The sequence below is a fragment of the Kribbella alba genome, assembly GCF_039529635.1.
GTDB lineage: Bacteria > Actinomycetota > Actinomycetes > Propionibacteriales > Kribbellaceae > Kribbella > Kribbella alba.
Genome location: NZ_BAAANE010000010.1, coordinates 248,799 through 262,147, shown reverse-complemented (window position 1 = coordinate 262,147; position 13,349 = coordinate 248,799). Strand labels below are relative to the sequence as shown.

Here is a 13,349-nt window from a genome sequence, read left to right as displayed (position 1 = left end):
TCCTTCGGCACACTAGGGCGACCGGATGGGTCGCGATCCGACGAGTGAGATCGAGGGTACGGCCAAGCACCGACAGTCCGCTATCGAATGACCTGCTGGTAAGCCCTGTGCACCAGGTCCTCCACGGTTCGGTCCACGCCGCTGGGCAGCGCGTCGATCCCGAACCACGCCAGGTCGTGCGACTCGTCGCTCACGACGTAGTCCGTGCCCGCCGCCGTCACCAGGAACTGAACGTCCAGGTGGAACGCGCCCCGGCAGCCGCCCGCGAGCAACTCGTGCCGCGACAGTTGCAGTGGGCTCGGGGCGATCTGCAGGTCCGTCAGCCCGGACTCCTCGGTCGCCTCGCGCAGAGCCGCTCCCGCCAGAGTGGTGTCACCGATCTCACAGTGCCCGCCGAGCTGCAGCCAGCGGTTCACAACCTTGTGCAGAGTCAGCAGCACCCTGGTCCCGGACGGATCCAGGACCAGGGCACTAGCGGTCAGATGCTCCGGCCGGCTGCTCCGCCACATCCCGTCCTCGTGCGCCGCGAGGTAATCGAGGTAATGCTCGCGGAGCTCCGCCTGCACAGCGTCCGGCGGATTCCAGTTGGTCAGCGTGGCAGTGGCGTCGGAGTGCAGCGTCACTTGTCGGTGGTGCCTTCTTCGTTGCCCTGGTCATCTTTCGGGGTCTCGTCGGCCTCGCTGTCATCGGCCGGCAAGAAGTCGGTGATGTCGATGTCCGCGAGCTCGCCGGCGTGCTGGGCGAAGCCGATCGGGTCGTCCAGATCAGTGGCGCTCGGCAACAGATCGGGGTGTGACCACAACTCGTCGCGTCCGTCCACACCCCGCGCGTCCCGTACTGCGGCCCACAGGTTCGCGGCGTCCCTCAGGCGACGTGGCCGCAACTGGAGCCCGACGAGCGTGGCGAACGTCTGCTCGGCGGGACCACCAGCGGCGCGCCGGCGGCGTACGGTCTCTGCTAGTTGGACCGCGGCGGGCATCCGGTCCTTCGTCGCCTCGCGGACAACGTCGTCGACCCAGCCCTCCACGAGCGCGAGCGCGGTCTCCAGCCGGACGAGGGCGGCCTTCTGCTGCTCGGAGTCCTCCGGCTCGAAGAGCCCGTCCGCAAGGGCTGCCTGCATCGCCTCGGGGTTCTGCATGTCCACGTCGGCCATCGCGCGCTCGATCTTGCCGGTGTCGACCTCTATACCTGCGGCGTAGTCGGCAACGGCGGCGAACAGGTGCTGCCGCAGCCAGGGCACGCCGGCGAACAGCCGCTGGTGAGCGCACTCGCGCAGGGCGAGGTAGAGCCGGACGTCCTCGTCGGTGAGACCGAGGCCCTCGGCGAACTTGGCGACGTTGTCCGGGATCAGCACCGCCTGCCCGGCGGGGCCGAGTGGCAGACCGATGTCGGAAGAGCTCACGACCTCACCTGCCAGCTCGCCGAGTCCCTGGCCCACCTGGGCGCCGAAAATGGAACCACCGAGCTGGCGGAGCATGCCTGCCATCGGCCCGGCGAGCTGCTGAGCCTCTGCGGGCAGCGCGCCGCCCATCGCGCCGGCGACGTGCTCGGCGACCGGATTGACGAGCGTCTGCCAGACCGGGAGGGTGTTTTCCACCCACTCCGCCCGGCTCCAGGCCGCGGACGTGGTGGAAGCCTCGGGCAGCGTGGTCGCCGGGTCCAGCCAGTGCTCGGCGAGGCGGACGGCGTCGGCGACACGGTCGCTGTCGGTCGGCGTGACGGACCGGTCGCCGGCCGCGGCGACGGTCTTGCGGGCGATGTCCTTGGCCAGGTCCCAGTTCACCGGCTTGCCGTCGGTCGAACCGCTGAGCAGCTGCTGGACCTGCGCGAAGATCGCGTTGAGGTCGGGGGCGCCGCCCGCGCCGGCCGCACCGGAGAACTGCTGGAACATGGCCTCGAACGGAGTTCCCTTGAACGGGTTGTCCGGCTCGTCGCTCATCGGAGTGGGCCTTCCTGTGCAGTGGGGCGTACAACTCCAACGTACTGGTTACCCCGTACCGTTCCTCCATGGGCGAACGAACTCAGCCCGCCGGAAACACAGGGCGAACGGTTTCTCACCCTGTGACTCCGCCCGCAGCAGAACATGAGGAATGGTCATGACCGAGGCGATCAGGTTGCTGGACATCCGTGAGGCCGCGCTGTCCACCGACGAGGTGCTGGCAGCGATCACCGACCCCGCGGCCGGCGGGACCGCGCTTTTCATCGGCACCGTGCGCAACCACGACCACGACCGGCCGGTCGACGAGTTGCGCTATGAGGCCCACCCGGACGCGCTCCGGCACCTGCGCCAGGTCGCCGAACGGGTCTGCGAGGACCCGGCCGTGACCGCTCTGGCGGCCGTGCACCGCACCGGCCCGCTGGTGGTGGGGGACGCCGCGGTGATCGTCGCCGTGGCCGCCGCGCACCGCGACGTGGCCTTCGCCGCCTGCCGCCGGTTGATCGACGATCTCAAGGCGGAGGTTCCGATTTGGAAACACCAGCACTTCACCGACGGTGCGAGCGAGTGGGTCGGTGCTTGTTGACCCGTACGCTGGGCCGCATGAAGGTGGCCGGATGAAGGTTCTGGTGTGGCTGGCGTTCCCGCTGGTCGCCACCGTCCTGGCGATGTGCTGGGCGGCTTGGCGCGGGCGGAGCCGTGGTCCACGCCGGTCCGGTGGCGCCTTCGCGTCGGTGGAGGACTTCCGCCGCTTCAACGAGGCGATGGCCGCTCCCGGTCCCCGCTCCACTCCTGAGCCGCGCGGAGGACTGCGCGGCCTCATCCACAAGTTCAAGATCGCAGGGCAGGGTTCGTGACACGTCGCACCGCCACGCTGGTCACCTCGATCATCGTGCTCGTCATCTCGCTCGGACTCGTCACCGCCTTCCCGGTGCCGTTCGTCTCCTTCAGCCCGGGTCCGGTGAAGGACACCCTCGGCGCGGCGACGAAGGACAAGCCGGTGATCGAGATCACCGGGCACGAGACCTTCCCGACCTCGGGGGAGCTCGACCTGACCACGGTCTCGGTCACCTCGCCGAACCGTGACCTGACCCTGCCGCAGGCGATGCGGAACTGGTTCGACCCGACCCACGACCTCTTCCCGCGCGACATCATCTACCCGCCCGACCAGAGCGCCGCCCAGGTCGAGCAGCAGAACACCGCGGAGATGACCAGCTCGCAGGACAGCGCCGTCGCCGCCGCGCTGGAAGAGGCGAAGGTGCCGTACAACCCGAAGGTCTCGACGGTGTCGAAGGGCAGTCCCGCCGACGGCCACCTGAAGCCGGGCGACGTCATACTGAAGATCGACGGCCAGCCCGCGACCCAGGTGCAGCAGGTCGGCGAGCTGGTCCGCAAGAACAAGGTCGGCGACAACGTCACCTTCCTGATCCGCCGCGGCGGTGCCCAGCAGACCGTTGTGGTGAAGGCCGCCGCGGCCCCTGACGACGCCTCCCGGCCGATGGTCGGCATCGCCATCGGCGTTGACTCGCGGGTGAAGGTGAGCGTCAATCTCGGCCAGGACATCGGCGGCCCGAGCGCCGGTACCGCGTTCGCACTCGCCATCTACGACAAGTTGACACCCGGCCCGTTGCTCGCGGGGAAGCACGTCGCCGGCACCGGAACCATCGACGCGGTCGGCCAGGTCGGCGCGATCGGTGGCATCCAGCAGAAGATCGCCGGAGCCAAGGACGCCGGAGCCACCGTGTTCCTGGTGCCGGCACCGAACTGTGCGGCCGCGCTGCATTCCGGGGTCAAGGACATCCGACTGGTGAAGATCACCACCCTGCACGAGGCGATCGGCGCACTGAAGGCACTGGCCAGTGGAACTGGAGAAGTCCCGGCATGTACTCCCTAGGACCTGATACAAGCTCGCCTGCCGACGCGCTCAGCCGCGCGGTGATCGAGATCGAGAGGCACGTCAGCAGCGCGGGCTGGGACCAGCCCGCGCAGTTGTTCGCGCTGGTTCCGACCGAGGAGTTGCTCCGCGCCGAACCACAGCTGGCTGCCGAGCTCGGTGCCGACGACGCCTCCCAGCCGCTCACGCCGGTCGCGCAGGGCGAACTGCCCGGCGGGATGGACGACGAGCACCTGGCTGACGCGCTGGCACGGATCGAGTGGCCCGAGGGGGTCAGCGGTTGTGCCCTGGCCGTGGAGCGGATCGTGCTGCCGGCTTCGGTCGAGGCCGGCCTTTCCGACGCGGAGTCGGACGCCGAACTGGCCCGCCTGGCAGGCAGCGATCCGCGTCGCCACGAGGTCCGGATGGTGGCCGCCGTACTGCGCGAGGGCGACCGGTTCGGGGCGGTCCGGTTGCGCACCCACGACGAGGACAGCGCAGTGCTCACGGGAACGGACTTGGTCCCCACGCTGTGCGAAGTACTGTCATTGACATTCGAGCCCTCGACCGGTCCGGTCGAGGGTACTGGGGTCGACGGCAGCAGTGACGACGAGGAGAAGCGAGCATGAGCGACGGCGTCTACGACATGCCGGAGGAGCCGCGCCGGTCGCGGCGAACGCCGGGTCAGCGTCCACGGGCGCTGCTGCCTACCATCGCGACGCTGATCGTGCTGCTGATCCTGTTCAGCGTCTTCACCGACCTGTGGACGAACCGGCTCTGGTACCGGTCGGTTGATTTCGGTTCGGTTTTCAGTACCGTGCTGGGCACCCGGGTTCTGCTGTTCCTGGTGGTCGGCCTGCTGATGGCCGCCGCGGTGGTCGCGAACGTGATCATCGCGTTCCGGACCCGCCCACGGGTCGCCCTCGCGCCGTCTCCGAGCCCCGGCTTCGAGCGGTACGGCGAGTTGCTCCAGCAGCGCGGCAAGATCGCCGTGGGCGTGCTGGGCGCCCTGATGCTCGTGTTCGGCGGCTCGGCCGCGTCGGGGGAGTGGAAGGTCTTCCTCGCCTGGCGCAACCGGACCCCGTTCGGTGTCACCGACAAGCACTTCAACAAGGACATCTCGTTCTTCGTCTTCGACTACCCGTGGATGCGGGTGCTGCTCGGCTTCGGCTACTCGATCGTGCTCCTGTCGCTGGTCGCCGCGATCATCACGCACTACCTGTACGGCGGGTTCCGCCCGTCCGCGAAGGGCCAGAAGGCCTCCGGCTCGGCGCAGGTGCAGTTCTCCATCCTGCTGGGTCTGCTGGTTCTCCTGAAGGCCTTCAGCTACTGGCTTGACCGGTTCGGGCTGACAACCTCCGACAGCCGCCTCTTCACCGGCATCTCCTATACGGGCGACCACGCAGTGCTGCCCAGCAAGGAGATCCTCGCGGTCATCGCTGTGCTCTGTGCCGTGTTGTTCTTCGCGAACGTCGTACGGAAGACCTGGCTGCTGCCGGGCGTCGGCACGGTGGTGCTGATCCTGTCGGCCATCCTGCTCGGTGCTTTGTGGCCGGCTGCGCTCCAGCAGCTGCGGGTCCGCCCGAGCGAGCCGGTAAAGGAAGCGTCGTACATCACCAAGAACATCCAGGCGACCCGCCAGGCGTACGGCCTGGACAACACCAAGGTGATCAACTACGAGGCGAAGACGACGGCGAACGCGAGCCAGTTGGCGGCCGATGCCGAGGTGCTGCCCGGTATCCGGCTGATCGACCCGACCGTGGTCGGACCGACCTTCGAGCAGTTGCAGCAGGTGCGGGGCTTCTACTCCTTCCCGAGCGACCTGGACGTCGACCGCTACAAGATCGGCAACCAGACCCAGGACACCGTCGTGGCCGTCCGCGAGGTGCAGGTCGACCGGCTGCCGGCCGGCCAGCGCAACTGGAACAACGACCACACCGTCTACACGCACGGTTACGGCGTGGTCTCCGCCAACGGCAACCAGAGCAACCGGGACGGGACGCCGGTGTGGTCCGAGAAGGACCTGCCGCCGGTCGGTCAGCTCGGCGACTACGAGCCGCGGATCTACTTCGGCGAGCAGTCCCCGGACTACTCGATCGTCGGTGGCCCCAAGGGCGGATCCGCGGTCGAGCTCGACACCCCGGAGGGCAAGAACGGCGGCGACCCGACGCTGAACACGTACACCGGCAAGGGCGGCGTCCCGGTCGGTTCCTTCTTCAACCGGTTGCTCTACGCCACCAAGTTCCGCGACGCCAACATCCTGCTGTCCAGCCGGGTGAACCCGGACTCGAAGATCCTCTACGACCGGAGCCCGCGGGACCGGGTCGAGAAGGCCGCGCCCTGGCTGACTCCCGACGGTGACCCCTACCCGGCCGTCGTCGACGGTCAGGTCGTCTGGATCGTCGACGGCTACACCACCACGGCGAACTACCCGTACTCCGAGAAGGTGGCGCTGGACGACAGCACCAGGGACACCACCACCGGCCGGGGCACGATCGCGCAGCAGCCGAGCGAGCAGATCAACTACATCCGCAACTCGGTCAAGGCGGTCGTCAACGCCTACGACGGGTCCGTCAGCCTGTACGCGTGGGACGACAAGGACCCGATCCTGAAGACCTGGATGAAGGCCTTCCCGGGCACGGTCCAGCCGCGCTCGGCGATCTCGCCGTCGCTGATGTCTCACCTGCGGTACCCCGAGGACATGTTCAAGGTGCAGCGCGACATTCTCGCGAAGTACCACGTGACGGATTCGACCACCTGGTACCAGAACAGCGACCTGTGGCGCGTGCCGGCCGACCCGACCCAGGGTGCGTCCGCAGCTGATTCCTCCGTCATCAACCAGCCGCCGTTCTACCTGTCGCTGCGGATGCCGGACCAGGCGGACCCGAAGTTCTCGTTGACCTCCGTCTACGTGCCGAACGCGGAGCGCGAGAACCTCACCGCCTTCATGGCCGTTGACTCCGAAGCCTCGTCGCCGGACTACGGGCAGTTCCGGATACTCCGATTGCCCGGCAACGTGCAGATACCTGGTCCTGGACAAGTCGCCAACAAGTTCCAGACCGACGATGCGATCCGAACCGCACTGCTGCCGATCAACCAACCCAGCAGCGGCGCTAGAGCCCAGTTCGGCAACCTGCTGACGTTGCCGCTAGGTGGTGGTCTGCTCTACGTCCAGCCGGTCTACTCGGTCCGGACCAGCGGGCAGGGTAGTTATCCGGTCCTCCGGTACGTCCTTGCGGGTTTCGGTGACCGGGTCGCCTTCGGCGCCAGCCTGCAAGAAGCCCTGACGAAGGTCTTCAACACGTCGGTGAGCACGGGCGAGGTCGATCCCAACGCCCCCAAACCGAACAATCCACCGGCGAACCAAACGATCAAGCAGGCGCTCACCGAGGCGCAGACCGCCTACGACGCCGCGCAGGCTGCTCTGAAGAAGGGTGATCTGGCCGGCTACCAGGCGCAGGTCAACAAGATGAAGGCCGCGATCGACCGCGCGGTGCAGGCCGGCGCCGTGGTGACACCGCCGACGCCGACGCCGACACCAACGCCGAGCGGAAGCCCTTCCTCACCACCGCCATCCAGTCCACCCACGAGCCCACCCAGCTCCCCGACGGGATGATCGACTGATCCGGGCGGCGACACCGACTCACCTCGGCGTCGCCGCCCGTTTTCGTGGCGTCACCTGGGCAGGTCATCCACAAGTTTGGAATCACCGCCCGGGAACCCTCAGAACCGGTGCAACTTCTCTGGCAAGGAAAGACGCCTGCAGCAGGGCAGGCGCCTGATCCGCCTCAGGAGGCTGTCATGTCCCTCTCCAAGCTGTTGCGGTTCCGGCTGTTTCGGTCGCATGCCGGGTCGGTGACTCGCCGTATCGTGAGCGCCGGCGCGATCGGTCTTGTCGCAGTCGGCATGCTGCTGCTGGCAACGCCGGCCTCGGCCGTAGGGCTGGATCCGGACTCCTCGTCCCATCACCACCCGCTTCCCCCGTCGACCCAGCAAAGGGCGTGCATCATGGACGGCTTCGTCATCGACCACCTTCCCGGCGGCATCGGTTCGCCGAGCGACTTCGAGTACGAGTGGGAGGACATCGTCTTCCACAGCAGGGTCTGGGAGACCGGCCCCGATCCGGAAGGTGCGACCGTGGTCGACCTTACGGTGAAGACGATCCGCGGCGACAAGCTGACGGATCTCGCCGAGCTGCGCGACTTCCTCACGGAGTACCACGAGAAGGATCCGGACGAGTGGCAGCTCACCCCGGCGCAGATCGGCCAGTACGACGGCTATCTCGCCGAGGGCCAGGTGTTCTACTTCATCTCCCCGGGAGTCGCCGCCGAGGTCTCGATCGACCGGTCCCGCTTCTCCGAGAACGACCTGCTCAAGACCGCGGAAGGCTTCCACCCGGACGAATCCGCCTGACCCACTCGGGGCCCGCGGCCGGCATCGCCCGGGCCCCGTGGTGGTCAGGAGCGCACTGTGATGTCTCGTTTACTGATCGTTCGATCAGCTCAGTGCCCGATCAGCCGATGCAGCCGGTGGAAAGTCTGGACGAACCCGAGTCGCGGCCAGGTCCGCGACGACAGCAGGTTGGTGACCCGCCAGTCCGTCACGACGGAGTCGTAGCCGACTTCGGCGGCCCAGTTCAGCACGGCTTCCCCGAGCGCCCGCCCGGCGCCGATCCCCCTGGCATCGGGGAACACGGCCGCGTAGGCAAGGAAGCCCGCGTTGTCCGGCTTGGCCAGACCGCCGTGTGCGCTGGACTTCTCGATCGAGCATCCGACCGACGAACCGATCACCCGGCCGTTGTACTCGGCAACGAACGTCGCGTAGTCCCTGTCATCGATCGACTCTTCCCAATCCGCCAGCGCCTCTTCCAGCGTCGGTACCTCCCCGGCCGAGAGCACCGGCGACAACCCCTGATGCTGCGGTAACACCAGATCAAGCTCAGCCAGTACTGCGATGTCGCCGCGCCCAGCTCGTCGTACGGTCAGGCCCGGGCGCCCCAATAGCGGCGTACTGGGCACCGGACGAACCGCGTGCGCATGCTGGGATCCGAACCCGAGCCGGAACCACGCGTCGATCAGCTCTGCATCGTCCGGCACCAACGCGTAGAACGCAGTACGACCATCCTCCACCCACCTCACCGCGGCGGCACCGAAGAGGTCGCGGACCTTCTCTGGTTCACGAACCGCATGCCCGGCGCGCTCCACCCAGACATTCGATCCCCACACCGCCGACGGTTTCGGGGCCCCCAGCAAGTATCCGGTGAGCTCGTCGCCCTCAACCAGCACGGACCCGGATGCCCCCTCGGTCTCCCAAGCCGCAGCGACCTCCACCAGAGCGATCTCCGGATCCTCGTACTCCGCCGGCAGCAACGGATGCCTGCTGCGGTGCCGCGCCTGCCTCTCCGCGAGCAACCCTGCCGCAGCGCGCAGATCAGCCGCCTCGAACGGCCGAATGTTCAGTCCAGACATACCCGGACGGTACCGCTGTCCCCGTCGACCCGCCCACGGATTTTCCCAGGTCGGAGGCACGCCGATACTCGATTTGGTTGCACGCCCCGGATCCCCTAAACTAAAGACACAACGACGCGGGGTGGAGCAGCTCGGTAGCTCGCTGGGCTCATAACCCAGAGGTCGCAGGTTCAAATCCTGCCCCCGCTACCACAGAAGGCCCGGACTATACGGTCCGGGCCTTCGCCTTGCTATGTGGGCTTTGACCTGCGGGTTTGTCTCGTCCGAGATTCCCTAGCGTGACGGCCTGGGCTCGGTGAGGGTCGGCTTGTCGGCCGGGTCGTCGGCCAGCTTTCTGCGATCCGTACCCAGATCCGTACCCAACTCGGTTGTTCGTGGGTCGTGCCGGTCGTGGCGAGTTCGATCGGTTCGCCGATCGCCTGTGCCATCGCTCGGTCCGTACCCCGCCACTTGTGGGTATGGATCTGTCCCGTGACGGTCACGTCAGCGTGGCCGATCCGCTCACTGAGCGTCTTGATGTTGTGTCCGGCGTCCTGAGCGATCGTGGCGTAGGTGTGCCGGAGGGGGCGGCCTTCGGGGCCGACCATCAGGTAGTCGGTGTTCGGGTAGCTCTTGCCGTGCGCTTCGCGCTCCTCGTTGATGCGGTCGATGTGCTTCCTGAGGATGATGACCGCGAAGGTGTCGAGGGAGATGCCCCGCCGGCCAGCTTCCGATTTGCCGTCTGATGCCTGTGCTTTGCCGCCGACTACTACGCGTGTGTCGCCGATATCTAGAACACCGCTGTCCAGATCGACCATGTGCCGCTCGACCCCGGCCAGCTCGGAGCGGCGCATCCCGGTCGTTGCTGCGAGCACGCACATGCCCGAATAGCGATCCTCTAGTGCGATCCGGAGGAAGGCCCCTAGTACGACAGCCGTAGTCGTGATGATGCCTTTCGGCAGGGGGCCGCGGAGGGTGGGTGCGGCCTCGGCCAAGAGTGGGGACATGGGACAGGTAGTCGGGACCTTGAACACGTTATTTCGTGTCCGCGGTCCCTGTGTGGTGTTCAAGGTCGCCGCTTCGTGACCGCTGCGCAGTCCGGGCCCGTCCCCGCAACATCACAAGCTCCGGCTGTAGTTCTAGTTGTTCAGGCGACCAAATCTCGTGCTTGGGTTTGGCGGCGCGCTTGCCGCGTACGCGGGGGATAACTGCGGATGGCGCGGGGTTTGAATGGAAGTAGTTTCCACCTGACGGCATCCTTCAAAGGTAGTTGTACGACCACGTGGATATTTCTGACTGACTTCACACTCAGGCCGGGCGAATAGTCGGCCGGGGGCTCTGCCCCGCTTGGAGCGCCGAACCGCTTCGCGGGCGGCGTCGAGATTCGTCCCGCACGCTGCCGCAATCTCTCGGGATGGCGAGGTCTCGTGGACGGTGCGCGCATTCGGAGGTCCACCGAATCTCCTGGCAGGGGTTGTCGGATCCGGAACGTAGTGTTCGTGGAACAGGTGAATGGTGGCCAGTCGAGGGCGCCACAGGGCAACACAAGGAGTCAGGCGATGACGCGTCCGCGGTGCCTATGTCACAGGAATCCGTCGCACTCAACTCGGGAGGCGTTGTGAAGCTCCTTCTCACATCCGGAGGCATCACGAACGAGAGCATCCGCGATGCGCTGGTCGAGCTGCTGGGCAAGCCGATCTCCGAGTCCCGTGCGCTCCTTATCCCCACGGCGCAGTGGGGCCACCCGATGCTCGGGCCTGTCTCTGTGCGGGGCTTCGTCGCCGGCGAGCCTCCGCGGCTCATGTCCAGCCTGGGCTGGGAATCCGTGGGCGTCCTCGAGCTCACCGCGCTGCCCAGCATCGGCGAGGAGCGGTGGGTGCCGTGGGTCCGAGAGGCCGACGTGTTGTTGGTGGACGGTGGCGACGCGTCGTACCTGTGCCACTGGATGCGGGAGTCAGGGCTGTCGGAGGTCATCTCGTCGCTGCCCGAGACGGTCTGGGTAGGTCTGAGTGCCGGCAGCATGGTGATGACACCGCGGATCGGTGACGACTTCGTCAACTGGCCTTCTGCGCTGGACGACCGCACGCTCGGGGTCGTCGACTTCTCGATTTTCCCGCATCTGGACCACGAGCAGATGCCGGGGAACAGCATGGTCGATGCGGAGAGATGGGCCGCCGACATCGCAGGTCCGGCCTACGCCATCGACGACCAGACCGCCATCAAGGTGACCGACGGCACGGTCGAGGTCATCTCCGAAGGGCACTGGAAGGCCTTCCCCGCCTAGCCGCCGACTGCTAGCGGAGTGTCCCAGGGACCCTCCTGTGCGTCGTGCTGGGTCAAGCCGCCGACCGACGGCATAGCCTGACCGCTCATGCCGCATTGGGCGCGCGGCGATGCCGGACGATCAGCCCCGAGCGTCCGCCCCCGCTACGGAAGAAGGCCCAGACCACCAGGTCTGGGCCTTCGCTTTGCCATCTGCCGTCTGACCTGCGCTTTTTCGCATTGTGGCCACCGGGAATCGACCCGGTTTCGACCAGACCCGCGGCTGTGGCCTCGTCGAGGGACGACAGGCAACTCATCGACGTGGCGCCGACCATCTGCGCGACGACAGTGGTCGAGAACTCGCGGCCCACGATCGACGCGGCGTGGATCAGGGTCACGGCGCCCGGCGACAAACGACTCAAGCGGCTCCGGATGGCTTCGCGCACATTGGCAGTCACCGGGGCGAGCCCTCCGGCGACCTTGCCCGCGGGGAGCACGCGCCCCACCTCGCCGACGAAGAACGGGTTGCCCCTGGTGAGGAGATGCACCTGCTGCGCATCGCCGGGGGTGACATCGTGTCCCACCACTGATGCGAGGTGCATCGCCACGCCTTGCTCGGTCAAGCCGGTGAGGTCGAGCTGTCGTGTGATCGGCTCTCGAACGAGGTCGGCGAAGTACGCGGCGTGCTCGTGCTCGGTGTCGCGGTGGTTCACCATGATGAGCACCCGTTCGTCGCGCACGGTTCGCGCGAGGTGCTGCAGCAGCAGGAGCGAGGGACGATCGGCCCAGTGCGCGTCGTCGAGGACAAGGACGAGTGGGCTCCGTGCGGTGATCTCGCGGAACAGTCGCGCGACGGCGTCGAACAGGCGAAAGCGGTCTTCAGCCGACGCCGTGGCCTCCAGTGTCGGCTGCGGCCCACCGAACACGTCGGGTGCCAAGCGCGCGAGGTCCTCGTTGACCTCCGCGATGCCGACCAGCTCCACCGCTCCACGGAGCAGCTGACGCCACGGCCAGTACGGCGGCGCTCCCTCGGACTCGACCGCGACACCCCACAGCGCCGGTATGTCGCGGTCGCCGGCCACAACTGTCAGCTCCTCGGCAAGTCTGGTCTTGCCTATCCCCGGCTCGCCCCGGCACAGCACGATGCTGGGACGCTCCTGCTGCACGTCATCCAGATAGCCGACGAGCGCAGCTAGCTCCCGGTCGCGTCCGACGAGGACACTTCGCATTCCCCAACCATACGAAGCCAGGCTTGGCCCGACACAAGGATCTCCTGGGCAAAGCCGTCGTCGACGGCTGGCTCGACACCGGCGACAGGAGTGGTCGCCTGCCGTGGCGGAGGGTCCTCTACCTCCTAGCAGGTATGCCGGCTTCCCGCTCACCCCACTCCAGGTCGGCCGCTGGCGGGAGTGAGCGGCGCGCGGTTTCCAGTCAGGATGAAGGGACTGAAGCCCACTCCGATCGTGGGCGAATCGGCAGGAGGCAGGGTCAACATGGAGCGTGCAGACTGGCTGGACGGCGCTGTGAATCCTGCGCAGGCGCGATTCCTCATGGTCACGGCCATCACCCACCACCGGATCAGTTCGCCAGTCTGGGGCAAGGACGAGGTCCAGAAGCTGTACGCAGAGCTCAAGGAGATCGAGCTTTCCGCGATGGCGCTGGTCGCTGGCCTCAGGGATAGCGTCGCTGTCGAACCGAGTCCTGAGCCTCCCCCCACTCAGTAGCCGAAGAGAGCCTGGCCTCGTCGCGGTCGCGTCGCTCTCCTGGATCCCGTCGGGGCAGGCGGGTGGCAGAATCGACGTAGTTTCAGTGGTCCGGGCAACGCCGGCGG

General features: G+C 67.2%; 13 protein-coding genes and 1 tRNA gene. 9 read left to right on the top strand and 5 right to left on the bottom strand.

Features of this window, described 5'->3' with window-relative positions; all coding sequences use genetic code 11:
- Window positions 1–80 precede the first annotated feature (80 nt).
- On the bottom strand, window positions 81–623 hold the full coding sequence (locus ABD210_RS28380; protein ID WP_344115512.1) for an NUDIX hydrolase: 543 nt from the start codon (window positions 621–623) through the stop codon (window positions 81–83).
- Window positions 620–1,939 carry a zinc-dependent metalloprotease gene (locus ABD210_RS28375; protein ID WP_344115511.1) on the bottom strand — a complete coding sequence of 440 codons (1,320 nt, stop codon included), beginning with the start codon at window positions 1,937–1,939 and terminating at the stop codon, window positions 620–622. Before ABD210_RS28375 ends, ABD210_RS28380 begins: the two co-directional genes overlap by 4 nt.
- Before the next feature lie 157 nt (window positions 1,940–2,096).
- Between ABD210_RS28375 and ABD210_RS28370 the strand changes: the two genes are divergently transcribed.
- The 6 genes from ABD210_RS28370 (at window position 2,097) to ABD210_RS28345 (ending at window position 8,222) form a co-directional block, all read left to right on the top strand.
- A complete protein-coding gene (locus tag ABD210_RS28370) occupies window positions 2,097–2,522 on the top strand; it encodes a molybdenum cofactor biosynthesis protein MoaE (RefSeq protein WP_344115510.1) in 426 nt (141 codons plus the stop codon).
- A gap of 31 nt (window positions 2,523–2,553) precedes the next feature.
- On the top strand, window positions 2,554–2,793 hold the full coding sequence (locus tag ABD210_RS28365; protein WP_344115508.1) for a hypothetical protein: 240 nt from the start codon (window positions 2,554–2,556) through the stop codon (window positions 2,791–2,793).
- Complete coding sequence (locus tag ABD210_RS28360; RefSeq protein ID WP_344115506.1) at window positions 2,790–3,830, top strand: YlbL family protein; 1,041 nt, start codon at window positions 2,790–2,792, stop codon at window positions 3,828–3,830. Before ABD210_RS28365 ends, ABD210_RS28360 begins: the two co-directional genes overlap by 4 nt.
- Window positions 3,818–4,438 carry a PPA1309 family protein gene (locus ABD210_RS28355; protein ID WP_344115504.1) on the top strand — a complete coding sequence of 207 codons (621 nt, stop codon included), beginning with the start codon at window positions 3,818–3,820 and terminating at the stop codon, window positions 4,436–4,438. The genes ABD210_RS28360 and ABD210_RS28355 overlap by 13 nt, the downstream gene beginning before the upstream one ends.
- Window positions 4,435–7,425, top strand: coding sequence for a UPF0182 family membrane protein (locus ABD210_RS28350; protein ID WP_344115503.1), 2,991 nt, complete (start codon window positions 4,435–4,437; stop codon window positions 7,423–7,425). The genes ABD210_RS28355 and ABD210_RS28350 overlap by 4 nt, the downstream gene beginning before the upstream one ends.
- Window positions 7,426–7,610: 185 nt before the next feature.
- Window positions 7,611–8,222 (top strand): hypothetical protein, encoded by a 612-nt coding sequence (locus ABD210_RS28345; RefSeq protein WP_344115500.1) that lies wholly within the window; start codon window positions 7,611–7,613, stop codon window positions 8,220–8,222.
- Window positions 8,223–8,311: 89 nt separating this feature from the next.
- On the opposite strand, the gene ABD210_RS28340 is transcribed toward ABD210_RS28345, so the two are convergent.
- Window positions 8,312–9,277, bottom strand: a complete 966-nt coding sequence (locus ABD210_RS28340) for a GNAT family N-acetyltransferase (protein ID WP_344115498.1) — start codon at window positions 9,275–9,277, stop codon at window positions 8,312–8,314.
- 115 nt (window positions 9,278–9,392) lie between these two features.
- On the opposite strand from ABD210_RS28340, the gene ABD210_RS28335 reads away from it, so the two are divergent.
- Window positions 9,393–9,469: transfer RNA gene (locus ABD210_RS28335), tRNA-Met, on the top strand.
- 38 nt (window positions 9,470–9,507) lie between these two features.
- Here ABD210_RS28335 and ABD210_RS28330 read toward each other — a convergent pair.
- Complete coding sequence (locus tag ABD210_RS28330; protein WP_344115497.1) at window positions 9,508–10,263, bottom strand: site-specific integrase; 756 nt, start codon at window positions 10,261–10,263, stop codon at window positions 9,508–9,510.
- A gap of 611 nt (window positions 10,264–10,874) precedes the next feature.
- Here ABD210_RS28330 and ABD210_RS28325 point away from each other — a divergent pair.
- Window positions 10,875–11,540: a Type 1 glutamine amidotransferase-like domain-containing protein gene (locus ABD210_RS28325; RefSeq protein WP_344115495.1), complete on the top strand. Its 666-nt coding sequence runs from the start codon at window positions 10,875–10,877 to the stop codon at window positions 11,538–11,540.
- Window positions 11,541–11,625: 85 nt separating this feature from the next.
- On the opposite strand, the gene ABD210_RS28320 is transcribed toward ABD210_RS28325, so the two are convergent.
- Window positions 11,626–12,747 (bottom strand): ATP-binding protein, encoded by a 1,122-nt coding sequence (locus ABD210_RS28320; RefSeq protein WP_344115493.1) that lies wholly within the window; start codon window positions 12,745–12,747, stop codon window positions 11,626–11,628.
- 264 nt (window positions 12,748–13,011) lie between these two features.
- Here ABD210_RS28320 and ABD210_RS28315 point away from each other — a divergent pair, with 264 nt between their 5' ends.
- Window positions 13,012–13,242: a hypothetical protein gene (locus ABD210_RS28315; protein ID WP_344115491.1), complete on the top strand. Its 231-nt coding sequence runs from the start codon at window positions 13,012–13,014 to the stop codon at window positions 13,240–13,242.
- Window positions 13,243–13,349: the final 107 nt, after the last annotated feature.